At 70.0% G+C, this 26,456-nt stretch carries 27 protein-coding genes and 1 tRNA gene; 14 read left to right on the top strand and 14 right to left on the bottom strand.

Going from position 1 to position 26,456, the window contains the following annotated elements; all coding sequences use genetic code 11:
* Positions 1-45: 45 nt before the first annotated feature.
* Complete coding sequence (locus ACQ3HE_RS15880) at positions 46-822, top strand: HNH endonuclease family protein (protein ID WP_430893421.1); 777 nt, start codon at positions 46-48, stop codon at positions 820-822.
* Positions 823-958: 136 nt separating this feature from the next.
* Here the strand turns inward: ACQ3HE_RS15880 and ACQ3HE_RS15885 are convergent.
* Positions 959-1,031 (bottom strand) — tRNA-Arg (locus tag ACQ3HE_RS15885).
* 396 nt (positions 1,032-1,427) lie between these two features.
* Here ACQ3HE_RS15885 and ACQ3HE_RS15890 point away from each other — a divergent pair.
* Positions 1,428-3,128: a hypothetical protein gene (locus ACQ3HE_RS15890; protein WP_430893422.1), complete on the top strand. Its 1,701-nt coding sequence runs from the start codon at positions 1,428-1,430 to the stop codon at positions 3,126-3,128.
* A gap of 108 nt (positions 3,129-3,236) precedes the next feature.
* Here the strand turns inward: ACQ3HE_RS15890 and ACQ3HE_RS15895 are convergent, their stop codons facing one another.
* The 6 genes from ACQ3HE_RS15895 to ACQ3HE_RS15920 all read right to left on the bottom strand — a co-directional run bounded on the left by ACQ3HE_RS15895 (position 3,237) and on the right by ACQ3HE_RS15920 (position 6,453).
* A complete protein-coding gene (locus ACQ3HE_RS15895; RefSeq protein WP_430893423.1) occupies positions 3,237-3,776 on the bottom strand; it encodes an AAA family ATPase in 540 nt (179 codons plus the stop codon).
* A 96-nt stretch (positions 3,777-3,872) separates the two neighbouring features.
* Positions 3,873-4,391, bottom strand: a complete 519-nt coding sequence (locus ACQ3HE_RS15900; RefSeq protein ID WP_430893424.1) for a hypothetical protein — start codon at positions 4,389-4,391, stop codon at positions 3,873-3,875.
* A gap of 107 nt (positions 4,392-4,498) precedes the next feature.
* Positions 4,499-5,185 (bottom strand): GNAT family N-acetyltransferase, encoded by a 687-nt coding sequence (locus tag ACQ3HE_RS15905; protein WP_430893425.1) that lies wholly within the window; start codon positions 5,183-5,185, stop codon positions 4,499-4,501.
* A gap of 49 nt (positions 5,186-5,234) precedes the next feature.
* Positions 5,235-5,561: a DMT family transporter gene (locus ACQ3HE_RS15910; protein WP_071260538.1), complete on the bottom strand. Its 327-nt coding sequence runs from the start codon at positions 5,559-5,561 to the stop codon at positions 5,235-5,237.
* Complete coding sequence (locus tag ACQ3HE_RS15915; protein WP_086475329.1) at positions 5,558-5,920, bottom strand: DMT family transporter; 363 nt, start codon at positions 5,918-5,920, stop codon at positions 5,558-5,560. Before ACQ3HE_RS15915 ends, ACQ3HE_RS15910 begins: the two co-directional genes overlap by 4 nt.
* Positions 5,917-6,453: a TetR/AcrR family transcriptional regulator gene (locus tag ACQ3HE_RS15920; protein WP_430893426.1), complete on the bottom strand. Its 537-nt coding sequence runs from the start codon at positions 6,451-6,453 to the stop codon at positions 5,917-5,919. The genes ACQ3HE_RS15915 and ACQ3HE_RS15920 overlap by 4 nt, the downstream gene beginning before the upstream one ends.
* A 191-nt stretch (positions 6,454-6,644) precedes the next feature.
* Between ACQ3HE_RS15920 and ACQ3HE_RS15925 the strand changes: the two genes are divergently transcribed.
* From ACQ3HE_RS15925 to ACQ3HE_RS15935, 3 genes are all read left to right on the top strand, one after another.
* Complete coding sequence (locus tag ACQ3HE_RS15925; protein ID WP_191941931.1) at positions 6,645-8,114, top strand: NtaA/DmoA family FMN-dependent monooxygenase; 1,470 nt, start codon at positions 6,645-6,647, stop codon at positions 8,112-8,114.
* Complete coding sequence (locus ACQ3HE_RS15930) at positions 8,111-9,373, top strand: acyl-CoA dehydrogenase family protein (RefSeq protein ID WP_430893427.1); 1,263 nt, start codon at positions 8,111-8,113, stop codon at positions 9,371-9,373. The genes ACQ3HE_RS15925 and ACQ3HE_RS15930 overlap by 4 nt, the downstream gene beginning before the upstream one ends.
* Before the next feature lie 207 nt (positions 9,374-9,580).
* On the top strand, positions 9,581-10,819 hold the full coding sequence (locus ACQ3HE_RS15935) for an acyl-CoA dehydrogenase family protein (RefSeq protein WP_430893428.1): 1,239 nt from the start codon (positions 9,581-9,583) through the stop codon (positions 10,817-10,819).
* A gap of 101 nt (positions 10,820-10,920) precedes the next feature.
* Here the strand turns inward: ACQ3HE_RS15935 and ACQ3HE_RS15940 are convergent, their stop codons facing one another.
* From ACQ3HE_RS15940 to ACQ3HE_RS15955, 4 genes are all read right to left on the bottom strand, one after another.
* Positions 10,921-12,303 carry an LLM class flavin-dependent oxidoreductase gene (locus tag ACQ3HE_RS15940; protein ID WP_430893429.1) on the bottom strand — a complete coding sequence of 461 codons (1,383 nt, stop codon included), beginning with the start codon at positions 12,301-12,303 and terminating at the stop codon, positions 10,921-10,923.
* A gap of 23 nt (positions 12,304-12,326) precedes the next feature.
* Entirely contained in the window at positions 12,327-13,865 is a 1,539-nt protein-coding gene (locus tag ACQ3HE_RS15945; protein ID WP_430893430.1) for a hypothetical protein, read from the bottom strand.
* A gap of 95 nt (positions 13,866-13,960) precedes the next feature.
* Entirely contained in the window at positions 13,961-14,362 is a 402-nt protein-coding gene (locus ACQ3HE_RS15950) for an MmcQ/YjbR family DNA-binding protein (RefSeq protein WP_430893431.1), read from the bottom strand.
* A 39-nt stretch (positions 14,363-14,401) separates the two neighbouring features.
* A complete protein-coding gene (locus tag ACQ3HE_RS15955) occupies positions 14,402-14,815 on the bottom strand; it encodes a winged helix-turn-helix transcriptional regulator (protein ID WP_079706497.1) in 414 nt (137 codons plus the stop codon).
* 79 nt (positions 14,816-14,894) lie between these two features.
* Between ACQ3HE_RS15955 and ACQ3HE_RS15960 the strand changes: the two genes are divergently transcribed.
* Positions 14,895-15,698: an NAD(P)H-binding protein gene (locus tag ACQ3HE_RS15960; protein WP_430893432.1), complete on the top strand. Its 804-nt coding sequence runs from the start codon at positions 14,895-14,897 to the stop codon at positions 15,696-15,698.
* A 58-nt stretch (positions 15,699-15,756) separates the two neighbouring features.
* Here the strand turns inward: ACQ3HE_RS15960 and ACQ3HE_RS15965 are convergent, their stop codons facing one another.
* Positions 15,757-16,794, bottom strand: coding sequence for a DUF418 domain-containing protein (locus tag ACQ3HE_RS15965; protein WP_430893433.1), 1,038 nt, complete (start codon positions 16,792-16,794; stop codon positions 15,757-15,759).
* A gap of 79 nt (positions 16,795-16,873) precedes the next feature.
* Positions 16,874-17,116 carry a hypothetical protein gene (locus tag ACQ3HE_RS15970; protein ID WP_064296841.1) on the bottom strand — a complete coding sequence of 81 codons (243 nt, stop codon included), beginning with the start codon at positions 17,114-17,116 and terminating at the stop codon, positions 16,874-16,876.
* Between the two features lie 38 nt (positions 17,117-17,154).
* Between ACQ3HE_RS15970 and ACQ3HE_RS15975 the strand changes: the two genes are divergently transcribed.
* Complete coding sequence (locus ACQ3HE_RS15975; RefSeq protein ID WP_191941939.1) at positions 17,155-17,646, top strand: MarR family winged helix-turn-helix transcriptional regulator; 492 nt, start codon at positions 17,155-17,157, stop codon at positions 17,644-17,646.
* A 27-nt stretch (positions 17,647-17,673) separates the two neighbouring features.
* Here the strand turns inward: ACQ3HE_RS15975 and ACQ3HE_RS15980 are convergent, their stop codons facing one another.
* A complete protein-coding gene (locus ACQ3HE_RS15980; RefSeq protein ID WP_430893434.1) occupies positions 17,674-19,056 on the bottom strand; it encodes an MFS transporter in 1,383 nt (460 codons plus the stop codon).
* 142 nt (positions 19,057-19,198) lie between these two features.
* Between ACQ3HE_RS15980 and ACQ3HE_RS15985 the strand changes: the two genes are divergently transcribed.
* The 7 genes from ACQ3HE_RS15985 to ACQ3HE_RS16015 all read left to right on the top strand — a co-directional run bounded on the left by ACQ3HE_RS15985 (position 19,199) and on the right by ACQ3HE_RS16015 (position 26,453).
* On the top strand, positions 19,199-20,470 hold the full coding sequence (locus ACQ3HE_RS15985) for a coiled-coil domain-containing protein (RefSeq protein ID WP_430893435.1): 1,272 nt from the start codon (positions 19,199-19,201) through the stop codon (positions 20,468-20,470).
* Positions 20,471-20,592: 122 nt separating this feature from the next.
* Complete coding sequence (locus ACQ3HE_RS15990) at positions 20,593-20,820, top strand: hypothetical protein (protein WP_430893436.1); 228 nt, start codon at positions 20,593-20,595, stop codon at positions 20,818-20,820.
* A gap of 373 nt (positions 20,821-21,193) precedes the next feature.
* Positions 21,194-22,174, top strand: a complete 981-nt coding sequence (locus ACQ3HE_RS15995; RefSeq protein ID WP_159876028.1) for a MetQ/NlpA family ABC transporter substrate-binding protein — start codon at positions 21,194-21,196, stop codon at positions 22,172-22,174.
* Positions 22,175-22,272: 98 nt separating this feature from the next.
* Positions 22,273-23,421: a methionine ABC transporter ATP-binding protein gene (locus ACQ3HE_RS16000; RefSeq protein WP_430893437.1), complete on the top strand. Its 1,149-nt coding sequence runs from the start codon at positions 22,273-22,275 to the stop codon at positions 23,419-23,421.
* Positions 23,414-24,079 (top strand): methionine ABC transporter permease, encoded by a 666-nt coding sequence (locus ACQ3HE_RS16005; protein WP_079706489.1) that lies wholly within the window; start codon positions 23,414-23,416, stop codon positions 24,077-24,079. The genes ACQ3HE_RS16000 and ACQ3HE_RS16005 overlap by 8 nt, the downstream gene beginning before the upstream one ends.
* On the top strand, positions 24,076-25,257 hold the full coding sequence (locus ACQ3HE_RS16010; RefSeq protein ID WP_159876032.1) for an acyl-CoA dehydrogenase family protein: 1,182 nt from the start codon (positions 24,076-24,078) through the stop codon (positions 25,255-25,257). Before ACQ3HE_RS16005 ends, ACQ3HE_RS16010 begins: the two co-directional genes overlap by 4 nt.
* Complete coding sequence (locus tag ACQ3HE_RS16015) at positions 25,254-26,453, top strand: acyl-CoA dehydrogenase family protein (protein WP_430893438.1); 1,200 nt, start codon at positions 25,254-25,256, stop codon at positions 26,451-26,453. Before ACQ3HE_RS16010 ends, ACQ3HE_RS16015 begins: the two co-directional genes overlap by 4 nt.
* The last annotated feature ends 3 nt before the right edge of the window (positions 26,454-26,456 follow it).

A 26,456-nucleotide genomic window follows, 5' to 3' on the forward strand; every position in this document is an offset into this window, starting at 1 on the left:
CCCGCCTCTACGCTGGTGGAGCAGACCCCGAGGAGAGCACCCAGCATGAAGAAGACTCCCTTGGCGTTGCTCGTCGCGCTCCTTGCAGCCGTCGTGGTGCTCGTCGCGACGCAGGTCGACGGCGGGATCGTGTTCGGCGAGCCGGGGTCACCAGCGCAAACGTCGCTCGCACCGACGCCCGCGGCGGTCAGCCCGAGCGCACGGGCATCGCTCGAGGCCGCCGGCTTCGCTGTCGTGGACGCGTTCGGGCAGTTGGTCGTCTCGGCCGCCGCAGTCGAAGACGCGCTGGCCGACGTCGACACCGCCACCCAGGTGGCCACCGGCTACGACCGGGACCGGTTCGGCCAGCGCTGGGCGGACATCGACCGCAACGGCTGCGACACCCGCAACGACGTGCTGGCTCGCGACCTCGTCGACGTCACGTTCAAGCCGGGGACCCGCGACTGCGTCGTGCTCACCGGCGTGCTGCACGACCTCTACACGGGGTCGACGATCGACTTCCAGCGCGGTGAGCGGTCGAGTCAGCTCGTGCAGATCGACCACGTCGTGCCGCTCGCGTGGGGTTGGCGTCACGGCGGGAACACGTGGACGGAGCAGCAGCGCGAGCAGTTCGCGAACGACCCGATCAACCTGCAGGCCGTCGACGGCGCGACGAACTCCTCGAAGTCGGACTCCGGCCCCGGCGATTGGATGCCGCCCTCGGCCGCCTCGCACTGCGAGTACGCGGCTCGGTTCGTGCTCGTGCTGATGGCGTACAACCTCACGGTCGACGACGCCGACCGCCAGGTGCTCACATCCACGCTGGACAGCTGCCGGGCGTAGCTCCCTCGGCACCACAGCAGGACAAACGCCCGAGAACCGGAGGTTTCCCGCGATTCCATCCTGTTCTCGCGCCGATATCCTGCTGTCAGGCGGGACGAAAAAAGCGGCCCACCGAAGTGGACCGCTTTTCGAAACGTGCGCCCGAAGGGATTCGAACCCCCAACCTTCTGATCCGTAGTCAGATGCTCTATCCGTTGAGCTACGGGCGCATTGCTTGCTGAGAGAAGAGAACTTCGGCTCGGCAGGCCGAAGTAGAGCCTACAACACGGAAGCCGAAGACGCGAATCGCCCTTCGACAAGCTCAGGGACCGGGCAGGGAGACTCAGCGGGCCGGGGAGGGTCACGCCCTTCGACAAGCCCAGAGACCACGGAGGGTGACGCCCTTCGACAGGCTCAGGGACCGGGGAAGGTGACGCCCTTCGACAGGCTCAGGGACCGGGGAAGGTGACGCCCTTCGACAGACTCAGGGACCGGAAGAGGTGGCTCAGGGACCGGAGGAGGTGACTCAGGGGCGAGTACGGCTCGGAGACCACGGAGGGGCTCCCCATCGACACGACGGGCGCCGACATGGAACAGTCGATGCGACCACCTGCCGAGAGGACGATGTGAGCGCAGCACCAGGACCGACGAACGACGGCTTCACCATGATCGGCCGCCATCCCGTCAGGGCGAACCTCGTCCTCATCCTGATCCTGTCGGGCATCCTCGCCACCGTCCTCGGCTGGATCACCGGAAGCGTCATCGACGGCATCTTCGACGTCGCACCCACGGCGCTCATCGTCATTCCGGTCTTCTTCATCCTCACCGCCGGCATCTGCCTGTCCTACCTCCGGACCGCCTTCCGCCCGGTCGGCGTCGACGCCGTTCGCGGCACCGCGCTCGTCCGGGGTGAGACGATCCCACTGCGCTCGATCGTGAGTGGCGAACTCCTCACCCGCAATCCCGCCGCGACCACGCCTGCCCTCAGCCTGCGACTCACGACCGACACCGGCGCACGCGCACGCATCATCGTGAACGGCGGCTGGCTTCGCAGTCTCCCCACCTCCGACCTCGTGCCACTCGTCGCACTCATCGCCAGCAGCGGCATCCCCGACGACACCGGCCAGGATCCACTCGACGTCGGCCGGGAACGCATCTCCCGCTCACTCGCCGGGAAGGGCTCGGATGTGATGATCGGTCGACGCGGGTTCATCGCCGACTGCATCGCCGCTGCGGAGTCCACCGGCGACGTGAAACTGCTCGAAGCGGTGGTCCAGGCCGCGGGGCCGCTCGGCCGGAGCATCCGGGACGAAGCGATGCGGGCCGCCCAGGGCGCAGTGGAGGACGTCGTGCGCGCGCATCAGGACATCGCTCCGGCGGCGCCTGATGCTCCGAACCCGACTCCCCTCGTGCCGCCTGCGCCGCAGTACGGGTCGATCATCGCCGACGAGGACACAGGGACGGCGGTCGACGACGACACGGACGACGACCGATTCCGTCGACCGGACGACCCGGCCCGGCTGGCCGCGGAGCAGATCGTCGACCGAGTGCACCTCGACAAGCTCGGTGACCGGAATGGGGCGCTCGGCAACCGGGATGCGGAGCGCGGCGATCGGGATGCAGAGCGCGGCGACCCGGACGACGGACGCGAGTTGCCGTCGTGGATTCCTCCACAGGATCAGGCGAGGGTCCGCTCCTGGCTCGCGGACGACGACGAGGTCGTCCACCTGCAACCGATCCCGGAGACGGTCGGCCCACGCACCCTCCGGAGGATCTGCGACCGGATCCTCATCGGTCTCGCCGGGATCGGCCTGCTCGCGATCTTCGGGGCAGCCATCGCCGAAGGGGTCATCGACAGCCTCCTGCCGTCCGACGCGAACGCGCTCGTCGCCGTCGCCGTGGTCGGCTCGGCACTGCTCGCGTTCGTCGCGTGGATCGTCGGCGGCATCGCGCGAGCGAGGGAGATCCACCTCGCCCAGCGGTTCTCCCTCGACTGGCTCGAGCGGCGCGGGCCGGAGCAACGCCGCCGCGGACTCCCGCCCGTGCTCCTGCAGCACTTCCTCGGCCCGATCCCCGCGTCGCGCCTGTTCGCGGCCGGAGCGTACTTCGGCACCTGCGTCGGTGGCGTCGGGGTCCTCGCGGGTGCCTTCCTGTCGGTCGACCCGGAGGAGCTGGGCGCGACCGGACCGGTCATGCTCGGCGTCAGCCTCGTCCTCACGGCCGTCGGGACGGTGCTCTTCATCGTGCGATGGCGACGGGTGAAGCGGCAGCGAGCGCTGGCGATCGAGCTCGGCGGCGAGCGCCTGGCCTACCTCGGGAACCTGTAGGCAGAGGGCGGTCGGCGGGCCCTTCGACAGGCTCAGGGACCGGAGGGAGGCTCAGGGACCGGAGGGAGGCTCAGTTACCAGACGAGGGCTCCCAGCCCTTCGACAAGCTCAGGGACCGGCGATGATTGCCGAGAGGATCTCTCGAGCGACCTCCCTGGGCCGTTTGTGAGTCGTGTCGATGCGCATGTCGTCGGTGAATCCGGCCCGCTCGAGGACGCCCACCAGTTCGGGGTGACGCCGCGTGTGCCAGCTGAGCGCCGCCTCGTCGTCACCGTGGCGTCCGGCCAGCCTCGAGCGCGCGACGTCCGGATCCAGGGTCAGGCGCACGTGCAGCGGCCTCGGGGAGCCGAGGGCGACGGTGGTGCGATGCAGCTGGTCGGGCGTCTCCATCACCGTGGCGACGACGACGACCGCCGCGCCGGCTCGCCGGAAGTTCGCGGTGATCGACTGCAGATTCTCGAGAGCGAGAGCGGTCCGGAACGGGTCGTCCTCGGGCGCAGGCCAGAACCGGCGCAACCAGTCGACATCGATGACCGCGCCTGGAACGCCGCATCGCTGCAACGCCTCACCGACTGCCTCGGCAGCGGAGGTCTTCCCGGTGCCCACGCTGCCATTGATCAGGACGGTGTCGAACCTCGCGGTGGGCATTGCCCGATGGTATCGGTCGCGGCCACGACGGTGCTGGTGCCTCCACCGCTCCTGCGGAGGGGTGAATGAGCGCCGCCGCGATTCAGGGGAGGTGACTCATCGAGCGACGACCTTGGCGAGCACCCAGCGCGCCTTGTCGAGGGTGTTCGCGGGTGCCGGCAGGTACTGGAACGCCCGAGCACCACGCTGCACCGGGACACCCTGCGCCTTCGCTGCCTCCTCCAGCTGCTTGGCGAAGCGCTGCCAGCCGTCGAGGCCCTGCGGGAAGCCGAGGTACTCGGTGAGCGACGTCACCACCACCTCGGAACCTGCGCCCGTCGAGTGGACCTCGATCGTGACGTCGTCTTTGGCGACGTAATCGATGCCCCACACGCCGGGCCGCAGCGACTTGGCCTTGCGCTTCGGCAGCTCCTCGATGAGCGCGGTCGCACCGGCGGGGTCCGTGCCGAGGACGACCGAGCGCCCGAACTCCTGCAGCATCTCCGGCACCTTGGTGGCGCGACGGTTCGTCGCCGTCTCGCGCAGCTTCCGGCGGCCGAGTCCCTTCAACACCCCCAGCCCGACGATGGCGAGCAGGACGAGAATGGCGATGATCGCGAGCACGTTGCTGTCCACAGGAGCCCCCCAAGGCTGTCGGTCACGAGCGGTATCGCCCAAGACGAGGATGCCGCAGACCCGACAGCCGTTCAATGGGTACAGCTCCCCACCCCGTCAGGCCACGGTCAGGCCGGCGACGGGAGTCCAGCGTCAACGGCCACCGATCCACGCCTGTCCGTCGACGCCGAGACGGTCGACGCAGGAGCGGACCGCGCGGCGTCCCGCCACATCGCAGCCGGCGTCACGCCCGGAATGCCCGTGATGGAGGCGATACTCCGGAATCCGCTTCGCCGATACAGCGCGCGATTGCGCTCGTTCGACGACTCCAGGTACACGGGGAGGCCGGCGGCGTCGATGGCGCGCAGGCGTGACTCGAGGAGCGCACCCCCGACACCGGCCCCGCGAGCGCCGTCGCCGACGCCGATCTGTGCGAGGTACCAGTGCGGTTCGGCCGGACGGTGCAGCGCGAGAGTCCGCTGCAGGCGCATGGCTCGCGGAAGTCCGCGCAGCCCCAGCGCACGGGCGAACCTCGGCAGCTGCCGCACCTGGTCGAGCACGGAGTGGCGGGCGTCCGGCGTCTCCCAGACGGCGACACCGAGGACGACACCGTCGGTGTCCCGGCGAGCGAGGTCGACGCGGCCACTCGATGCCGCACCCGAGCACAGCATCGCCTCGAAGAGGAGGGCGAGCCGGCGCTCACGGTCAGAACCGGAGACGAGCGTCGAGGTGACCGTGTCCTGTCGGAAGGCGGTCGCGAGCACGGCCGCGGCCTCCTCGAGGTCGGCGGGCGAGGCGGGAGCGATGGTGAACACGCGTTTCCTTTCGGGCGGAGAGTGAGTGTGGGGCGACGACCTGCGCGGGTCAGTGCGCCTGGGAACCGAGCTCGATGACGAGGACACCGACCGCGATCAGGCCGATGCCGACGATCATCTTCGGCGTCAGCTTCTCCTTGAAGAGCACGCGCGCACCGATGGCCGTGAGGGCGACCCCGCAGGCGGCCCAGATCCCGTAGGCGATCCCGACGGGCATCCCGTTCGCGAGTGCGATGGTCAGCAGTCCGAAGGCGGTCACGTAGAACACGGCGACGGGAGCGATCCACCGCTTCTTCCGCAGGCCTTCCGACGCGCGCAGGGAGAGCGTCGCGGCGACCTCGGTGACGATGGCGCCGGCCAGGAGCAACCAGGTCATGCGCCGACCTCCTCGTTGGTCGCGGCGGGCGTCGGCGACTCCGGCGCGTGGCCCGTCTCCACGAGCACGACGCCGGCGATCACGATCGCGATGCCGAGCCCGATCGTGAAGGTGAACTGCTCGCCGAACACGAGCGACGCCAGCACCGCGGTGAGTGCGACGCCGGCGGCCGCCCAGATCCCGTAGACCACCCCGATCGGCACCCCCATGCGGAGCAGGAGCGACAACGCGACGAACGCGCCCGCGTATCCGGCCACCGCGAGGATCGACCACCAGGGGTTCTCGATGGCGCCACGGAGCGAGAGGGTCGCCGTGACCTCCAACAGGATGGCGGCGGAGAGGATCAGCCACTTCTTCATCGGGCTTCACCTCCAGCGAGGGCCAGGAGTCGCGAGACGAGGTCGGCGCGCTGGTTGCGGCCGACGTCGAGGATGCCGGTCGCCTCGGCGATCCAGAGGCCGTTCGCCGCCAACCAGACGAGCAGGAGGGAGGTCGAATCGGTATCCTCACCGAACCCGAACCAGGTGCGGAGGTACTCGAGCCAGGGAGCGGCGAGTTCGGGACGCCTGACCGCCTCGGCGAAGACGACGAACTCGCCCTGGCTCGCCCCGCCCTCCCCGGCGAAGGCGACGAAGGCCCGCACACGCTCCTCGAGTGTCGACGTCTCGAGCGGCGCCCCCAACTCCTCCACGAGCTCGCGCTGCCAGCGAGCGACCACGTGCTCGATCACCGCGATCATCATCGCGTCCCGTGAGGGGAAGTGGTAGCGCAGGCCGGCCTTCGTCAGACCGACCTCCTGCGCCACCGCCTCGTAGGTGATGTCGGCCTCTCCGGAGGCGTCGACGACGCGGACGGCCGCATCGAGGATCTCGTTCCGTGCACTGGGTCTCATGGCAGTTACTTTACCTTACGTAAGGTAAAGTAACTCTGGGAAGGAACCGTGAGGAACGGACGCCCAGCGGCTCATGTGACGCTCTGTTTCGGGCCCCTCGCGAGCACCCGAGCCCCCGAGTACCGTCGTGCTGGACGGCGCCGTGATCGCCGTCGGACCCAGCCTCGACGAGACGACCCGGTGGTATCCCTGTGAGCAAGCGCATCATCCTCAACGCGTTCGACATGAGCTGCGTGACCCATCAGGCGCCCGGCCTGTGGAAGCACCCCGACAACCAGGCGCACCGCTACAACGACATCGACTACTGGATCGACCTCGCCAGACTCCTCGAGCGGGGCACCTTCGACGCCCTGTTCATCGCGGACGTCGTCGGCATCTACGACGTCTACCGTCACTCCTCCGCGCCCGCGCTCATCGACTCGGCGCAACTGCCCGTCGGCGACCCGATCATCCAGGTGTCGGCCATGGCGAAGGCGACCGAGCACCTCGGCTTCGGCGTCACCGTCGCGTCCACCTACGAGCTGCCGTACGCCCTCGCCCGCCGCTTCTCGACGCTCGACCACTTCACGAAGGGGCGCGTCGGCTGGAACGTCGTCACCTCCTACCTCGACTCCGCCGCCCGCAACCTCGGCCTCACCACCCAGATCAAGCACGACGACCGGTACGGCATCGGCGAGGAGTTCCTCGACGTCACCTACAAACTGTGGGAGGGCTCCTGGGAGGACGACGCGGTCGTCATCGACCGGGAGAACGGCGTCTACACCGACCCCACCAAGGTGCACCCCATCAACCACCGGGGCGAGCACTTCCAGGTCCCCGGCATCCACCTCTCGGAACCGTCGCCGCAGCGCACCCCCGTCATCTTCCAGGCCGGCGCCTCGGCCCGCGGTCGCCAGTTCGCGGCCACCCACGGCGAGGCGGTGTTCATCAACGGGCTCGTCCCGGAGCTGACCCGCAAGACGACCGACGACATCCGCGAACGCGCCGAGGCCCTCGGACGCCCGCGCGACAGCGTGAAGATCCTCACCCTCGCCACGGCGATCGTCGCCGAGACCGACGAGGAGGCGCAGGCCAAGTACGAGGAGTACCAGCAGTACATCTCGCTCGACGGCGCCCTCACCCTCTACGGCGGCTGGTCCGGCCTCGACCTCTCCTCCTTCGACCCCGACAAGCCGCTCAAGTACGTCGACACCGACGCCGCCCGCTCGGCGCTCGCGATCTTCACGCTCGCCGATCCGGAGCGCGAGTGGACGCCGCGCGACATCGCCCACTACATCGGCATCGGCGGCATCGGGCCGGTGTTCGTCGGCAGTGCCGCGACGGTCGCCGACGAGATCGAGCGGTGGATCGACGTCGCCGGAACCGACGGCTTCAACCTCGCCTACGTCATCACGCCCGGCACCTTCGAGGCCGTCGTCGACCTGCTCGTGCCCGAGCTGCGTCGCCGCGGCCGGGTCTGGGACGAGTACCCGGAGGGGACCCTCCGCGGCCGCCTGAACGGCACCGGCTCCCCCGTCGTGCCCGAGTGGCACCCGGCCCACCGGTACCGCGGCGCCTACGTCGGGCAGCCGTCCGCCGCCGACGACACCGCGCCTTCCCTCTTCGACACCGACAACGCCGACGAGACCAACGCCTACGCCCCAGAAGGAGCCTCAGCATGAGCATCGACACGATCAGCACTTCGACAGGCTCAGTGACCGGGCAGCCGGTCCCCGAAGGGCGTACGCACTGGTCCGGCACCGCCGACGACGCCGAGCTCGCGCACTGGGACGCCGTCGCCACCGAGGTCGCCACCAAGCTCGCGGTCGACGTCCTCGAACGCGACCGCGCGAACCTCGACCCCACCACCGAGCTCGACCTCCTCCGCGAATCGGGCCTCGTCAACCTGCTCGACCCCGCCGAGTTCGGCGGGGGTGGCGGACACTGGGAGAGCGCCTTCCGGGTCGTCCGCATCCTGTCGCGCGTGGACGCCTCCATCGGCCAGCTGCTCGCCTACCACTACATCAACGCCGGCAACATCGGCTTCACCGCCGACCCGGCCGCGCAGGCCGAGTGGCACCGGAAGACGGTGGAGGGCCGCTGGATCTGGGGCGACTCCGTCAACCCGACGGACCCCGACCTCTCGCTCACCCAGGACGGCGACGCGTTCCGCCTCAACGGACTCAAGCGGTTCTCGACGGGCGCCTCGGCCGGCGACGTCATCCTCGTCAACGCGGTCGTCCGCGGTGGTGACCACGACGGCACGATCTTCCAGTTCGTCCTCGACCACTACCGCGCGGGCATCGCCTACCTCGGCGACTGGGACGCGCTCGGCCAGCGGCTCTCCGCGTCGGGTTCCGTGCGGTTCGACGACGTGCTCGTCGAGCGGGCGGACATCCTCGGCACCGTCGGTGACGAACCGTTCTCCTCACTCGTGACGCCCGGCATCCAGCTCGCGTTCGGCAACCTCTACCTGGGCATCGCGGAGGGCGCGCTCGCGCAGGGCACGGAGCTCGTCCGGGCGCGGAAGAACGCCTGGTTCCTCAGCCACGCCGAGACCTACCGCGACGACCCGTTCGTCCAGCGCGTCGTCGGCGAGTTCGTGTCGTCGATCGCCGCCGTCGAGGCGCTCGCCGACCGCACGAATGCCCGCTTCGACCGCATCATCGAGCGGGGAGCGGCGGTGACCGCGGAGGACCGTGGTGCCATCGCCATCGAGATCGCCAAGCTCAAGGTCGTCTCCACCGAGCTCGGCATCGAGGTCGCGAACCGCATCTTCGAGGTCACCGGGTCCAGCTCGGCGAAGGCCTCCGTGGGACTCGACCTGTTCTGGCGGAACGTGCGCACGCACTCCCTCCACGACCCGGTCGACTACAAGAAGCTCGAAGTCGGCGCGAACCACCTGAACGGCGAGCTGCAGCCGATCTCGCTCTACACCTAGGCCTTCACGCCACTCCCCCCCCTTCGACAGGCTCAGGGACCGAACCCAGACTGCTCAACCCGGTCGCCGAGCACCTCCACCGGTCCCTGAGCACCTCCACCGGTCGCCGAGCACCTCCACCGGTCCCTGAGCACCTCCACCGGTCCCTGAGCCTGTCGAAGGGCCAACCACAAGACCGGCCCACCGCCGCCTCCGGAACGGAACCAGATGACCTCCGCCCCCTCCACCACTGCCCGCCCGGTCGGCTTCGCGGCCGCCCGGGAACTGCTCCTGCCGCTGTTCGCCGAGATCCAGGCCGGCACCGTGGAGCGCGAACTCGAGCACCGGCTCCCGCGCGAGGAGGTGCGGAAGCTCGCTGCCGCAGGCTTCGGCGCACTCAGGGTCCCCGCCGAGTTCGGCGGTTCGGGACTCACCTTCCCGGAGTTCACCGAGCTCCTGATCGAGCTCGCGGCGGCAGACTCGAACCTCCCGCAGATCTTCCGCGGCCACATCGCCCTCGTCGAGGACCAGCTGGTCGCGGCCCCGAGCGACCGACGCACCGCCTGGCTCGAGCGCTTCGTCGCCGGTGAGATCGTCGGCAACGCCTGGAGCGAGGTCGGCTCGGGCGCGCTCGGCGTCTCCGGAACGGTCGTCACCGAGCGCGACGGCCGCTACGTCGTGAACGGCCGTAAGTTCTACACGACGGGCAGCATCTACGCCGACTGGACGGACGCCACCGCGCGACTCGTCGTCGAGGGCCAGCCCGACACCGAGGTCACCGTGCTCGTCCGCACGAACCAGCTGGGCGTGACGATCGCCGACGACTGGGACGGCTTCGGACAGCAGCTCACCGGCACGGGGACGATCGTGTTCGAGGACGCCGTCGTCGACGCCGACCAGCTGCACCCCTTCACCGACCGGTTCCGATACCAGACCGCGCTCTACCAGCACGTGCTCATCGCCGTGCACGCGGGGATCGCGGCGGCGGTCGAGCGCGACGCCGGGGAGCAGATCCGCGCCCGCACCCGCGTCTACACGCACGGTCTCGCACCGCTCGTGAAGGACGACGGGCAGATCCAGGCGGTCGTCGGCGAGATCTCGTCGATCGCGTTCGTCGCGAAGCAGACCGTCCTCGGGGTCGCCGCGGCGATCGAGCAGGCGTCGGAGACCGCCGCCGACCGGGATTCCGCGGACGACCTGCAGGCGAACATCGAGGCCGAGATCCGTTCCGCCCAGGCGCAGGTGGTGCTCTCGGAGCTCGTCCCACGGTCCGCGACGCTGCTGTTCAACACGCTCGGCGCCTCAGCCGTCAGCCGCACGAGCGCCCTCGACCGCCACTGGCGCAACGCCCGCACGGTCGCGTCGCACAACCCCATCATCTACAAGACGCGCATCGTCGGCGACTGGTCCATCAACGGAACGCCGCCGCCCTTCGTCTGGGCCGTCGGTACGGCCAAGCCGGAGTAGCCCGCCGCGGCACGAGAACAGGACATCCGCCCGAGAGCAGGACATTCCGCGTCGAAACGTCCTGCTCTCGGGAGGATGTCCTGCTGCCGAGCGGGTGCGGGTCAGCGGTCGGCGAAGGCGCCGCGGTAGGCGCGCAACGGGTGTGTCTCCGGCAGGGTGGGCTCCGCACCGAAGAGCTTCTCGCGGAGCGTGCCCGGCGCGTACTCGCGCTGGGCGAGCCCACGCTCCTGCAGCACCGGCATGACCTCGTCGACGAAGACCTCGTAGGAGTGCGGGATCATCCAGTTGGCGACGTTGATCCCGTCGATCCCGGCCGCTCGCCACTCGGCCAGGTGGTCGGCGATCTGCTCCGGCGTGCCGACGACGCGACCCCGCAGCTTCGCGGTGAGCTTGGCGAGGTCGCGCACGGTCGGCTCCCGGTCCGGCGACAGGGCCTTCAGCGCCTCGAGCATGCTGTGCCCGCCCTGGGTCTCGACGTCCTTCAGCGGGGTGTCCGGGTCGATCGGCTTGCCGGTCGCCTGGTCGGTGCCGAGGTTCGAGTGAGCGAGGAACGCGTCGGCCGACAGGAGGTCGTCGTACTCGGCCTCGATGCGCTTCGCCTCCTCCTCGGTGCTGCCGACGATGAACGACATCGCCTGCCAGAACTTGACGTCGCGCGGGTCGCGGCCGGTCTCGGCGACGAGCGCGCGCGTCGACTCCGCGGACGCCCGAGCGGCCTCGATGCTGGGCGCCATCATGAACTGCACCTCGGCGTAGTTCGCGGCGAACGCCTTCCCCGCGCCGGACGACCCGGCCTGGAACAGGAGCGGCGAGCGCTGCGGTGACGGCGACGACAGGTGCGGGCCCTCCACGCGGTACCGTTCGCCGACGTGGTAGATGCGGTGCACCTTGGTGGGGTCGGCGAAGACGCCGCTGGCCTTGTCGGCGAGGAGTGCGCCGTCGTCCCACGACCCCTCCCAGAGCTTGCCGACGACCGCCACGTACTCCTCGGCCCACGCGTACCGCTCATCGTGCTCGACGAGGCGGTCGAGCCCGTAGTTGCGCGCCGCGTTCTCGAGGAAGCTCGTGACGATGTTCCAGCCGACCCGCCCACCGGACGCATGGTCGATCGTCGAGATCTTCCGGGCGAAGGTGAACGGGTGCTCCTGCAGGATCGACGAGGTGAACGCGAGGCCGAGGTGCTCGGTGCTGATCGCCAACGCCGACAGCAGCATCGACGGGTCGTTGCTCGGCAACTGCATGCCCTCGCGCGCGTTCACGTCGAAGGACGCTCCGGCACCGCCGTAGACCCCGACGACGTCGGCGAAGAAGATCGTGTCGAACCGACCCCGCTCGAGCGTCTTCGCGAGGTCGACCCAGAGGTTCACGTCGTCGAAGGTGTGCTGCTTCGCGTCCGGGTGGCGCCAGAGGCCGTGCTGCATGTGGGAGCCGGTGTTCATCACGAAGGCACCGAACTGGAGGCGGGAGGGCTGAGCGGCGGTCATCCCCTCACGCTACCGGCAGGGGCTCAACCGAAGGTGCCCTCCAGGTAGACGTCCCCCTCGGGGCCGGAGGTGTGGATCTGGTAGTCGGCGGGGTACCCCGATGGACTCGTTCCGGCGAGCGCCGGGTCCTGCAGGATGGCGACGATCGCTGCGGCCTCCTCCGGGGTTACGTCGTTCACGTAGAGCTTCGGTTGAGCGTTGACCTCGATCTCGACATCGGGGTAGGCCTCGACGACGGCGAGGATGGCGTCGACCATCGGCACGCTCAGCTCGGCCGGGTCGTCCGCCATGGAGAAGCGTTCCGGCACACGGTAGTGCGCGCCGTCCGGGTAGATCCCGCGGAGTTCCCGGACCGCCGCGGGAAGGGCGTCCATGGAGAAGACGGTGATGAGCGGTGCCCCCTCCGTGACGGCGATCGACACCTGCAGCCGCTCCGTCAGCATCAGCCGCTGCAGTTCGTCGGCGATCTCGTCGATGCTCTGATCGCTCGGCACGAGCTGCACCCGCCACGGTCCCCGTGGTGGATCCTGTTGCTGGGCGGCCGACGTCGGGTCCGGCTCGCGCTGGATGACGACGATCGCGATGCCCTCGAGGTCCTCCCCGGCACGCTTCGCCGCGTCCGCCGCGCCGAGCACCTGCCCGACGCCGGCATCGAGCGACATCGTCACCGTCGCGCCGTGACCGACGACCTCGATGTCGGCGATCCCGTCGATGTCCGCGAGCGCCCGAGTGAATCCGTCCTCGGCTTCGGACCGTTGCGCCGCGGCGACCTCACGCGCGGGCGGCGGGCGGAACGCACCGGTCGACGCCACGATGACGGCGACGACGATGAAACCAGCGAGCACCGCAGTGACGACCCGCACCCCTCGCCGGCCGATGGCGAAGGAGAGGAGCATGATGAGCGCGGCGACGATCAGCACGGGGGCTCCGTAGACGACGAGTCCGAAGACGAGTATCGCGAGTGCTGATCCGAGATTGCTCACCAGCCCACCAGCGGCTCCGCTGGCGATCAACCCCACGGGCGGTATCCCGAAGACCACCAGGACACCGAAGCCGATCCCGGCGACCATGACCGCCGTCAGGCCGCTCACGTAGGCGAGCCCGCGCGAGGGGGTCCTCCGACGGACGACCTCCATCACCGGTTGGACGATCACGAGCATGACGCCGACGGCGAGGAGGATCCACCCGCCGAGCGAGCCGAGCATCTGGTACCAGAGCTCCGCCCCCGACGGCCCGCCGAGCACGAGCGGCGCGTCGGGGCCGTACGACCCGGTCGTCTGATCGACGCGCATGGCGGTGCCGACGATGCCGAACAGCGTCGTGACGACGCCCCCGATGGCGATGATGAGGACGGCCGAGACGACGAGGTCGACGGAGCGGATGAGATACGCGATCAGGAACGCGACTCGGGGCGACCGGCGGGCAGGATCCTGAGGATCCGCGGATGCGTCGTCTGGGTCGGTCGAGGTCGCCACGGTCGAGGTCGCGTGGACGGATCCGGTGGCGCTGGCCTCGGCGTCATCGCGCTCAGGTGATGTCCCGGCTGCGCCCCGGTCGCTCATGGCTCCCCACTTCCGATGCGTCTCGATGACGCTCCCCCGCTCGTCAGTCTGGCACGACCCTTTCGAGATGCTGCCGCGACCGGGCCCGTCCCGGGTCAGCGCGCGTCGAGCGCCCGGAGCTGCCGCTGGAGGGCGACCTGCCGGTACGAGGTGTCGATCAACTCAGCGATGAGTGCCCAGTCGACGTCGTCGAGCGTGCGGCCGTCGTCGCCGTCGAGACCGGCGTCGAACGCGAGCTTGCCCGACGGGCCGTCGTACTTCGGCGACCAGAACCGGTCGTCCTCGAGCCAGGCGCCGCGCTCCTCCTCGGCCGGCGTGAACGTGATGCTGTGCGGGATGCGCATCTCCGACCCGACGGTCACGAACACGCGCTTGCCCGCCTTGAACCGCGGGCGTCCGTGGCCGAACGTCTCGACGGCCTCCGGATAGGCGAGGCAGATCCGCCTGACGCGTTCGACGAACGGATCGTCGGGATCATGCACGATCGGATGCTCCATGCGCCGACGCTACTCCGCGCGGGCGTCACGCGACAGTGCTCACCGGATGCGGTGCCCCGGGTGGGCGGCGTCGTACGCCGAACGCGACGCCGCGATCACCGGCCGCTGCTCGAGCGACCAGTCGGCGAGCGTCTTGATCAGGTGGGAGAGCCCAGCACCGGACGAGGTGAGCGCGTAGGACACCTGCGCGGGAACCGTCGGGTACACGGTCCGGTCGACGAGGCCGTCGCGTTCGAGTCTGCGGAGGGTCAGCGTCAGCATGCGTTGGGAGATCCCGTCGATCGCCCGCTGGAGCTCGCGGAACCGGCGGTCGCCCGACGCGAGCTCGACGACGACGAGGACCGACCAGGTGTCGCCGATGCGGTCGAGGACGTCCCGGATGCCGCAGTCCGGGTGGTCCTCCTTGCCGCAGGGTTCGAGGTCGGCGGTTACCGCGGTGTGCGTGAGTGACATGGAAGTGCCTTCTTGTGGGGCCGAAACAGGGGACGCAGACTCGTCCGAGTCATCAGTCCGAACACCGAAAGGCCCTGAAATGATCCTCGTCACCGGAACCACCGGCCAACTCGGCAGCGCGATCCTCGATGCGCTCACCACCCGTGGGGCCGCACCGCTCGCGAGCAACCGCAGCGGTCAGGACGGCGCGCAACGGATCGACTTCGACGACCCCGACACCGTCTCCTTCGTCGGGCTCGACACGCTCGTCCTGGTGTCGGCGGGTGAAGCCGAGGACGACGTCGTGATCGCCCGACACGAGACGGCGATCACCGCGGCCGAGCGGGACGGGGTGCAGCATGTCGTGTACACGAGCCTCACCTCGGCCGGAGACCACCTCGCGTTCGCGCTCGCGCACCGGTGGACCGAGCGTCGGCTGCAGCACAGCAGCCTGGCCTGGACGATCCTGCGGAACGGCCTGTACTCCGAGCTGTTCGGGTCGCTCCTGGCGTGGTCGGGCGGCTCGCTCGGTTCGGCGTTCGGCGACGGCGCGCTCGCCGCCGTCGCACGAGCCGACCTCGCCGAGGCCGCGGCCGTCGTCGCGACGTCACCGTCGGACCACGTCGGTCGCAGTTACGACCTCGTGGGCGAACCGATCACGGCCGCGCAGGTGGCCGATCGGCTGGGCGTCCCACTCCATTCCGTCTCCCTCGCCGAGCAGCGGTCGACGCTGGCTGAGGCCGCGCTCAAGCCGTTCCAGCCCGCCATGCTCATGTCGATCTTCACCGGCGTCCGGCACGGATTCCTCGACGGCACGGGTGACGACCTCCGAACCCTGCTCGGACGCGAACCAGCGGACACGGTCGCGGTCGCTGCCGCCACCGCCTCACTCCCGCCCCGCTGAGTCGCCCGGATCTGCACGAATCCGAGCCGAAATCGTGCAGATCCGGGCGACTCAGCGCTCAGGCGGCCGGCAGCGCAGCACCCCGCAGCGGGACGGCGCGACGCCAGGTGGCCATCCGCCAGACCCACTCGACCGGCCCGTAGCGGAAGTGCTGCAGCCAGAGGCGGCTGAGTACCGACTGCACCGCGATGAGCGCGACCGCTGCGACGCTCACCGCGGCCAGGTCGTCGATCTCCCGGAAGGGGACGACCAGCCCGACGACCGCGAACACGGCGCTCGCGGCGAGGTAGTTGGTGAGGGCCATGCGACCGAGAGGTTCGAAGACGGCCGCGAGCACCCGACGCACCGGCGTCTGCCAGAGCAGCGCGAATCCGGTGACGTACACGACGGCGAGGATCCCGCCCGCGATCCCTCCGGCGGTCGTGAACCGTGGGTCGCCGGGTTCGGTGGTCTGCCAGACGACGGCCGGGACGGCGAGGGCCGCCGCCACGAGGAAGGTGATCCACACGGGCCGCCGCCCGGCGTCGAGCACCTTCGGCAAGCCGTACGCCGCCGCCCCCGCACCGGCGAGGAACAGTCCGGGCAGGGTCGCGAGGCCACCGCCCGTGAGCGCGTAGGCGGCGATCGTGAGCACGACACCGGACCCGAGCAGCGCCCAGCGCGGCAACCACAGCATGAGGGGGAGCATGAGGATCCCGCAGATCGCGTACTCGCGGAGGATCTCGCCCGGGTAGAGGAACCCGTGCGCGACACCGATCAGGAGCAACGCTCCGAGACGCAGCAGCATCGGGACGAGCGCGCCGGTGCCGCGACGGCGGGCGCCCTGGATCACGAGCATCGCGCTCAGCCCGAAGAGGAAGGCGAAGATGGGGACGAACCGCGTCTGCACCGCGAACTCGAGCACGGTGTCCATGAGCGTGGACTGTCGCTGGTCGAACGGGATGTCGCTACCGAGCCGGGTGATGTCGGGGACGTTGACGAAGAGGATGCCGACGAGTGCGAACCCGCGGAGGGCGTCGATGAGGTGCCAGCGACGCGAGGTGGCGTCGCCGGTGGACGGGACCGGCGGCGTGGAAGAAATGTTGACCTGAGGCATATCACCAGTTCAGCAGGCGTGGCGGAAGCCCGCATGCACCTGGAGGATGACGTCCTGCCACCCGGGATGGAGATCGCCCTCAGGCAGCTGGCGCCTTCGGGCAGTGCAGCTGCGTGCGCGGGCCGGTCGTGCGGTCGACGATGTGCTCCGACATGGCGTGGCCGCAGATCGGGCACCCCGATTGCGCGGCCGGAGGCAACGGCTCCTCGTTGTACGGACCGAGGGGCGGCGGACCGAGCACCTTCCACATGCGGCCGTTCACCCAGCCGTACAGACCACCGGCCTCGCGCACGGACTCCCGGAAGGATCGTTTCTCGCTCATATTGATGAGTGTACTAATCATTTGGGTACGATGGGACCGTGACCGCCAACGAATCCACCACCGTCGCCACGGCCGACGACCTACTCCAGCTCGAGAACCAGGTCTGCTTCGCGCTCGCCGTCGCGTCGCGCAGCGTCATCTCGCTCTACAGGCCGATCCTCGAACCGCTCGGTCTCACCCATCCGCAGTACCTCGTGATGCTCGCCCTCTGGCAGCACAGCCCGCGCTCGGTCAAGGACCTCGGCGGAGCGCTGCAGCTCGAGCCGGCGACGTTGTCCCCGCTCCTCAAGCGCCTCGAGACCGCCGGGCTCGTCCGACGCGACCGCAGCCGACTCGACGAACGCGTGCTCGACGTCTCACTCACCACCGCCGGCCGTGAGCTGCGCACCCAGGCGGAGGCCATCCCGCACCGGGTCATGAACGAGCTCCGGATGGACGCCGAGCATCTCACCCAGCTCCGCGAGATGCTCCACGCGGTGATCGGGGCGGCCACCACCGCGCCCGCCGTCACCGGTGTCGACCCGCGCTGACCGAGGGCTCGCCGCCAGGCGACAGCGTCAGGCCGGCGACGAGGTCGTCGTCTCCGGCGCGGTCGCGGTCCGCGGATTCCGGATGCCGACGAACGACACCACACCGCCGACGAACATGAACACGGCGGTCGCCAGGACCACCCGTGGGAACCCGTCGACGCCGAGCTCGCCACCGGCGATGATGCCGACCAGAGCGATCGACACGAGGCCCGCGACGCGCGACACCGCGTTGTTGACCGCCGATCCGATGCCGGCATGGGCCGGATCGATCGATCCGAGGATGCCCGCGGTGAGCGGCGCGACCGTGATCGCGAGGCCGAGACCGACGAGCAGGATGCCCGGGAACAGCTGCACCCAGTAGTTCAGGTCCTGCTGCGCACCCATCATCAGCAGGAAGCCGACGCCGGCGACGATCGGTCCGATCGTCATGAACAGCCGCGGTCCGTGCTTGCCGGCCAGCTTGCCGAACCACGACGACAACGTGAGCATGACGAGCGTCGGCGGCAGCGTCGCGATGCCGGCCAGAGTGGCACTGAAGCCCGCCGTCTGCTGGACGAAGACCGCGATGGCGAAGAAGCCGAGCGAGAGGGCACCGTAGATGAAGACGGTCGCGATGTTGCCGTAGCCGAAGTTGCGCACGCGGAAGAGCGACAGCGGCAGCATCGGGTCGGGGTGACGGCGCTCCCACCAGAGGAATGCGACGAAGGACACGACCCCGCCGATGAGCGGCACGAGCAGCATCGGGCTCGACCAGCTGTAGCGCTCCTGCTCGATGAGCGCGAAGACAGGACCGCCGAGCCCGACGGCGCCGAGCACCGCGCCGACGACGTCGATACGCGGGCGGTGTTCGGGCTCGGGCACGCGGTCAGTGCGCATCATGAGCCACAGGGTGACGAGGATCGGGATGATGTTGATGGCGAAGATGAGGCGCCAGGACAGCGTGTCGACGAGCACCCCGCCGAGCAGCGGGCCGGTGATGCCCGCGGCCCCCGTCCATGCCGTCCAGGTGCCGATCGCCTTGCCCTGCGCGACGCCGCTGAACGTCGAGATGATGATGGCGAGCGAACTCGGCACGAGCAGCGCAGCCGCGCCACCCTGGAGCAGCCGGGCGATGATGAGCACCTCGGCGGTCGGCGCGACGGCGCACAGGATCGAGGTGACGCCGAAGCCGATGAGCCCGATGCGGAGGATGCGGATGCGCCCGAATGCGTCGGAGAGCGAGCCCGCGAGCAGGATGAGCGAACCGAGGGTGATCAGGTAGGCGTCGACCACCCACTGCTGCACGATGAGGCCGCCGCCGAGTTCCTTCGTCATCGCGGGGAGCGCGACGTTCACGACCGAGCCGTCGAGGAACGCCACGAACGAGGAGAGGATCGCGATCGTGAGCACGAGGCGCTGCTGGCGGGTCATGGGTTCAGGGTAGCCCCGCGGACCGACGCGTCGAACGCGATCCCGAGGAAGCTCGACAGGCGTCGAAACGCCGTCGACGACCGACACCCGGCGCCACGTCCTTCCCAGCCGACGCCCGTTCCGCGTTCGTAGACTGGAGCCCATGGACGACCTGTGGTGGCTCCCCTCGCTGATCGTGTTCGGGGGCGTCGGCATCATCGTCTGGTTACTCGTCACCCTGCTGCGTCGGCGCAATCCGAAGACCCCCGTCGCCTCCATCGACGACCTCCACCGCCGCGCGGGCATCGCCCTCGTCCGCACCGACGACGCAGTCCGCGAGGCCGAGGACGAGGTCGGATTCGCCGAAGCGGAGTTCGGGCGCGAAGCCGCCCGAGGATATGCCGCCGACGTCGCCTCGGCGCGCTCGGCGCTCGGGGAGGCGTTCCGGCTCCGCCAGTCGCTCGAGGACGAGATCGCTGACACGGAGGCGCAGCGTCGCACCTGGAACGAGCGGATCATCAGCGTCTGCGAGGACGTCGAGCGCACGCTGAGCGCGCGACTGCGCGGCTTCGACGAGCGGCGTGGAGCGGAGCGCTCGGCCCCCGACCTCCTCGACCAGCTCGAGCGACGCATCGACCGCGCGCGCGAACGACTCACCACCACCGGCCTCGCGATCGCCTCAGCTGCCGAGCGCTATGCGGCGAGCGCCGTCGAGGACGCCCGGGTGCTCCGCCGGGCCGCGCAGGACGCAGTCGACCAGGCGACGGCCGATGCGGCGAAGACGAAGGATCGGATCGGCACCGCCCAGCCGGCCGCCGCGTCACTGCACGCCCTGGGGCGCGAGCTGCAGCAGGCGGAGGACCGGCTGGACGCCGTCGAGCGTTCGCTCGCGGGCATCGCTGCAGCGGAGACCGAACTCGCCGCAGCGGGGCGGGAGCTCCGCACGGTGATCGCCGAAGCGGAGGCGTTGGGCGCGACGGTGGAACGCGCGGAGACGGCCGCCGTCATCGCGGCTGCCGTCGAGCGGGCGAACCGCGCGCTCCTGGAGGCGGAGTCGACCACGTCCACGGACGGCGACCGCGTCCTGCCCGATCCGATGCGACGCCTGGAGGCGGTTCGCGCCGCCGACATCGATCTCGACGCGGCCCTCGCGACCGCCCGGAGCGCACAGCAGCGCCTCGACAACGCACGCGAGGCGATGCGCGGGGCACTGTTCACCGCGGACAGCAACATCCGCGTCGCCGTCGACGTCATCTCCGCGCACCGAGGGAGGGTGGGTGCCGACGCGAGGACGCGCCTCGCCGAGGCACAGCGGCAGCTCGCGCTCGCGGAGGCGGCAGCGGTCGACGATCCGGTCGAGGCGCTCGACGCCGCCCGCCGGGCATCGCGGATCGCCCAGGACGCCGATGCATTGGCGCGATACGACGTCGGGTGACGGTGGCCACCTGACAGGTGGCGGCCGACACTCAGCATTCATGTTCTAGAATATGGGCACCGCTGTCGCGACGTACTCACCGTGATCGCGAAGCCCTCGCCGCCGACTCCCGAGAGGACCCCGTGCCCAGCTCGTCCGCGCGCCGGCCGCGCTCCGCGTCCCCGATCTTCACGACGCTCACCCACGGGTTCGACGCGCGGGCGGCGTCCTCTCCTCCGGAACAGACCCCTCTGGCCGGAGCACCGACCCACCACGGGTCGCCGATCCCCTCACCCGACTGCCCGATCTTCGATCAGCTCGCGGGCCGACGCCTCGCCCGCCGCCGGAGCAACGTCGTCCACCCCGCCTGACCCCGCCCTTCGACAGGCTCAGGGACCGGTAGAGGCGCGCGGGGCACCCCGCCGCTGAGCGCCGGATTCGGTCGCCGAGCCCCAGCTCCGGTCGTTGAGCCCCGGCCCCGGGCGTTGGGCCCCGGGCGTTAAGCACCAGCCCCGGTCACTGAGCCCCAGCCCCGGCCACTGAGCCTGTCGAAGCACCGCGGGAGGTGCGGAGCGCCGGTCGACGTGCCGCAGTGTAGGGACGATCGCCCGTCCGTGCTGCGCGTTTACGTTTCATCTCGAACGGTGACGGTCCGCGGTAACGCAACGGGCGTCCCTCCGCACGCCTGTGGAAACTGGCTCCGTGCACGCACCAGTGCACCCACAGACAGAGCCGAGGACCATCATGAGTGAGCACACGGGACCAGAACCGAGCGAATTGCGGGCGTCGATCGCCTCCGGCAAGCGGAAGCGTCGGAACCTGCTGATCGGCGGTGTCGCGGTGGTGGCCGTCGCCGCGATCGCCGTCGTCGTCTCGGTCGTCGTCGGTGGCCAGAACGGTGCCGCCGACGCGGCGACCGGTTCCGACGCACCCGCCGAGCGCCTCAGCGTGAAGATCGCGGTGTCGGAGGACACGCAGTTCCAGGACGCCGTCAAGGAGGTCGCCGCCGAGAAGGGCCTCGACGTCGAGTGGGTGAACGTGAAGGACTGGGTCCTCCCGAACACCGAACTCGTCGCCGGCACCGTCGACGCGAACGCCTTCCAGCACATCCTCTACCTCTCGGCCTTCAACGCGGAGAACGACGCCGACCTGACACCGGTGTTCTCGACCGTCATCACGCAGTGGGGCGTCTTCTCGAAGACGCTCACCGACGTCAAGGACCTCGCCGACGGCGCGCGCGTCGCGATCCCGGACGACCCGTCCAACGGCGGCCGTGCCCTGAACATCCTGGCCGCGGCCGGACTCATCGAGATCGCAGCGGACGCGGGGAACTTCCCGACCGTCGAGGACGTCACCGCGAACGACAAGAACCTCCAGTTCGTGCCACTGCCCGCGACGAGCATCCCGCAGCAGTTCGACGACCCGTCCCTCGCGGCCGTCGTCGTCGGGACCTCCTACTTCGACCCGAGCCAGGGCATCACGAAGGACGACGCGCTCTTCCTCGACGACTCGCTCTCCGAGAAGAACCTGCCCTACGTCAACGTCATCGCCACCCGCGCAGAGGACAAGGACAACCCGGCCTGGAAGATCCTCGAGGACACCTACGCCGACCCGCGCGTCGCCGAGGCGCTCGACGATGAGTTCGCCGGGAACTCGATCCTCGTGAAGGTCCCGGTGAAGGACCTCCGCGACAAGCTCGCCGAGCTCCAAGCCGAAGCCGAGTAGCACCACGGCGGCCGGTCATCGCCTCCCGATGACCGGCGGCCACCACGCAGTGGCCGTCCGGGGTCTCCCGGACGGCCCGCCCGCGAGAGGAGCAGGTGATGAACACAGCAATCGTCTTCGAGGACGTCAGCAAGACGTTCGAGGTGAAGGGCCGTGCCTTCGAGGCGCTGCGCCACGTCGACCTGACGGTCGAGCGGGGTGAGATCTTCGGCATCGTCGGATACTCCGGCGCCGGGAAGTCGACGCTCCTTCGCACCGTCAACGCCCTCGAGCGGCCGACGAGCGGGCGGGTCATCGTCGAGGGGCTCGAGATCTCCGCACTCGCCGGGCAGGCGCTCTACGCCGCCCGTCAGCGGATCGGCATGATCTTCCAGCAGTTCAACCTCCTGGAGTCCCGGACCGTCTACAAGAACATCGCCTACCCGCTCAAACTCGCGAAGGTGCCGGACGCCGAGATCCTCGACCGCGTCGAAGAGCTGCTCGCGTTCGTCGGGCTGAGCGACAAGGCCCTCGCCTACCCGTCGCAGCTCTCCGGCGGGCAGAAGCAGCGGGTCGGCATCGCCCGCGCCCTCGCCACCCGCCCCGAGATCCTCATCTCCGACGAGGCGACCAGCGCCCTCGACCCGCAGACGACCGGCGAGGTCCTCGAGCTCCTCCGGCGGGTGAACGAGGAGTACGGCGTCACGATCCTGCTCGTCACTCACGAGATCGACGTCATCCGCGAACTCGCCGACCGGGTCGCCGTCATGGAGAGTGGCGAGGTGGTGGAGCAGGGCAGTGTGTACGAGGTGTTCTCTGCACCACGCACCGCGACCGCGCGACGCTTCGTCTCGTCGGTGCTCCACCACATCCCCTCCGACGAGGTGCTCGCGAAGATCCGGGCGGTGCACCACGGGCGCCTGGTCCAGCTGCACGTCGAGGACCGCGACACCAACCACCCGTTCCTCTCGCGGGTCGCACGCGACAACGACATCGACTTCAACGTCGTGTTCGGCGGCGTCGACGAACTCCAGGGGCGGCTGTTCGGCAGTCTCACGGTCGAGCTGCTCGGACCGGACGACCGCGTGGACGCCGCCATCGCGGGGCTCCGCGCCACGGCGACCGTCACCGCGATCGACCCTGCGCCGACCTCGCGGGCCCCTGAGCCTGCGCCGGTCCCTGAGCCCACGCCGGTCCCTGAGCCTGTCGAAGGGCATGAACCGCTCGCCGAGGACCCCACCACGCTGAAGGAGCACACCCATGCGTGACTTCGATCCCGACGCGTTCTTCCCGCGTCTCCTCAAGGCCATCGGGGAGACCGGCCTCATGGTCTCCGTGTCCTTCGCCGTCGCGACGGTCATCGGGATCCTGCTGGGCCTCCTGCTCTACGCGAGCCGGCCCGGAAACCTCCTGCAGAACCGCGTCGTGTTCGGCGTTCTCAACTTCGTCATCAACGTCATCCGACCGGTGCCCTTCCTCATCGTCGCGATCGCGCTCATCCCGCTCACGCGGCTCGTGTTCGGCACCGGCCTCGGACCGCTTCCGGCGACGATCCCGCTCATCCTCGTCGCGAGCGTCGCCATCGGTCGCGTCTCCGAGTCGAACCTCGTCGCCGTCTCACCGGGTGCCATCGAGGCAGGCGCGGCCATGGGGGCGAGCCCCGTGCGGGTGCTGTTCACGATCGTCGTGCCCGAGGCGCTCGGCCCACTCATCCTCGGACTGACCTACATCCTCGTAGCCCTCGTCGATGCGACGGCCGTGGCAGGTGTGCTCGGCGGCGGCGGCCTCGGCGACCTCGCCATGACCTACGGTTACCAGCGGTTCGACTGGATCGTCGTCGGACTCGTGGTCGTCACGCTCGTCCTGCTCGTGCAGCTCGCCCAGTTGCTCGGCAACGTGTTGGCGAAGCGGGTGCTGCACCGATGAGCGCTGACGACTTCGACTCGTTCCTCTCCTCCATCCGCGGCGGCGCCGTGTCGCGCGAGACCGACCGGCGCCTCCTGTTCGACGAGGTCGCCGAGCTCAAGCACCTGGGCTTCGCCGCTGCCAGAGTCCCGGTCGCGTCCGGCGGCGGCGGGCTCACGCTCGAGCAGCTGTTCGCGCGGCTCATCACGCTCTCGGCGGCGGACTCGAGCCTCGGGCACGTCTGGCGGGGACACATCCTGTTCGTCGAGGCGCTGCTCGCCTCGCCCGACACCGCCTATCGGGAGCACTGGTTCGCCCGGCTGAGCGTCGGCGACCTCGTCGGGAACGCGCAGTCGGAGCGGCACGCGACCGCGCACCTCGAGACCGTCCTCGACCGCGACGGCGAACTCCTCACGGTGACCGGCACGAAGTACTACACGACCGGCAGCATCTACGCCGACTGGATCTACTTGTCCGCGCTCGACGGGACCGACCGCGTCGCCGTGACCGTCTCCGCGCACGATCCTGGCACCCGCTCGGTGGACGACTGGGACGGCTTCGGACAACCGTTGACCGGAAGCGGGACGACCACCTTCGACCGCGTACCGGTGGACCCGCGCGACCTCGTCGTCCACAGCGGCGACGCGGCGGGGTGGCACCGGACGGGCGCCCTCCAACAGCTCATCCTGCTCGGTGTGGTGGCGGGCATCGCGCAACGTGCCCTCGAGGACACCGTCGACTACGTGCGCTCCAGGCGACGGACCGTCGGCCACGCGGGCGAGCACCTGCCACGCGAGGATCCGCTCGTGCAGTCGATCGTGGGCCAGCTGAGCAGCGTCGTGCATACGGCCCGCGCGCTCGTCCTCGCGTCCGCTCGGACCCTGGATGAACCGACCTCCGATCCGGACGCCGCGCGCTCGGCACTCCTGGAGGTCTTCCGCGTCCAGCAGGTCGTCCTCCCGCTCGTCCTCGATGCCCTCAGCCGCCTGTTCGAGGTCGGTGGTGCCTCCGCCGTCGGCCGGTCGACCGCGCTGGACCGGCACTGGCGGAACGTCCGGACGATCGCCTCCCACAATCCCGCCGTGCAGCGTTCGGCGGCACTCGGGCAGTTCGAGCTCAACGGCACCCTGCCCGAGTGGCAGGCTCCGGGGGCGCGACACGAGACCGAGCCCGTTCCGGCGGATGGAGAGCAGGCATGAGCGAGACGGCGACGATCGACCGGGACCTGGCGCAGCGCTTCGCGCCGCTCTTCGACGAGCTCGGGCGGGACGCCGTCGAACGGGAGCGTGAGCGCCGCCTGCCGTATGCCGAGGTGGAGGCACTGCGGCAAGCAGGCTTCACCCGTGTGACGCTGCCGCGACGGTACGGCGGCGAGGAGGCCACGCACGGCGAGCTGTTCGAGCTGCTCGCCGAGCTGGCCAGACGCGACCCGAACCTCGCGCAACTGTTCCGCTCCCACTTCTCCTACATCGACCGCACGCTGCACGCGCCGGCGTCCGCGGACCGCGAGGCGCGCCTCGCCCGGCTGGCCGACGGAGCCATCGTCGGCAACGCCAGCCACGAGCGGTCGGCCGCGAAGGTGGGATCCCTCGCCACCCGACTCACCGAGACGCCGGGCGGTCTCCGACTGAACGGCACCAAGTTCTACAGCACGGGCACCCTGTTCGCCGACCTCGTCGGGGTCGCCGCCGAACAGGACGGCGAGTTCGTCTCGGTGCTGGTGGAGACGGACGCCACGGGTGTCGATCGGATCGACGATTGGACCGGGTTCGGACAACGACTGACGGGCAGCGGGACCACCGTCTTCACGGAGGTCGCCGTCGACGCGTCGGCGGTGACCCGGCGCGAGCCGGAACGCCCCTCGCACGGCGGCGCGTTCGTGCAGTTGGTCCTGCTGGCGGCGGTGACGGGCATCGGCCGCGCCATCGTCGACGACGCCGGTGTGTTCGTCCGGACGCGGACCAGGACCTACAGCCACGGTGCGGCGTCGACCGCCCAGGCCGACCCGATCGTGCAGGAGGTCGTGGGTGAGCTGTCGGCGAAGTCGTTCGCTGCCGACGCCGCACTGGCCGCCGCGACGACCGCGCTGGGGCGTTCGAGCGCGGCGATCCTCAGTGCCGACCCGGATCTCGTCCAGGAACGGATCGCCGCCGTCGAAATCGCGACGGCGCGCGCGCAGCTCGTGATCCTGCCCGCCGTGCTCGACGCCGCGACCGCCCTGTTCGACGTGGGCGGTGCGAGCGCCGTGGAGACGCACCGGGCGCTGGACCGGCACTGGCGGAACGCCCGCACGATCGCTTCGCACAACCCGTCCCGCTTCAAGGCCAGGGCGATCGGCGACCACGTCGTGAACGGGACGCCGGTCGCCTCCTGGTGGAGCACCGGCGAGGCCTGACGC

Origin of the sequence: Plantibacter auratus, assembly GCF_050587365.1 — a bacterium.
GTDB classification, from domain to species: domain Bacteria; phylum Actinomycetota; class Actinomycetes; order Actinomycetales; family Microbacteriaceae; genus Plantibacter; species Plantibacter auratus.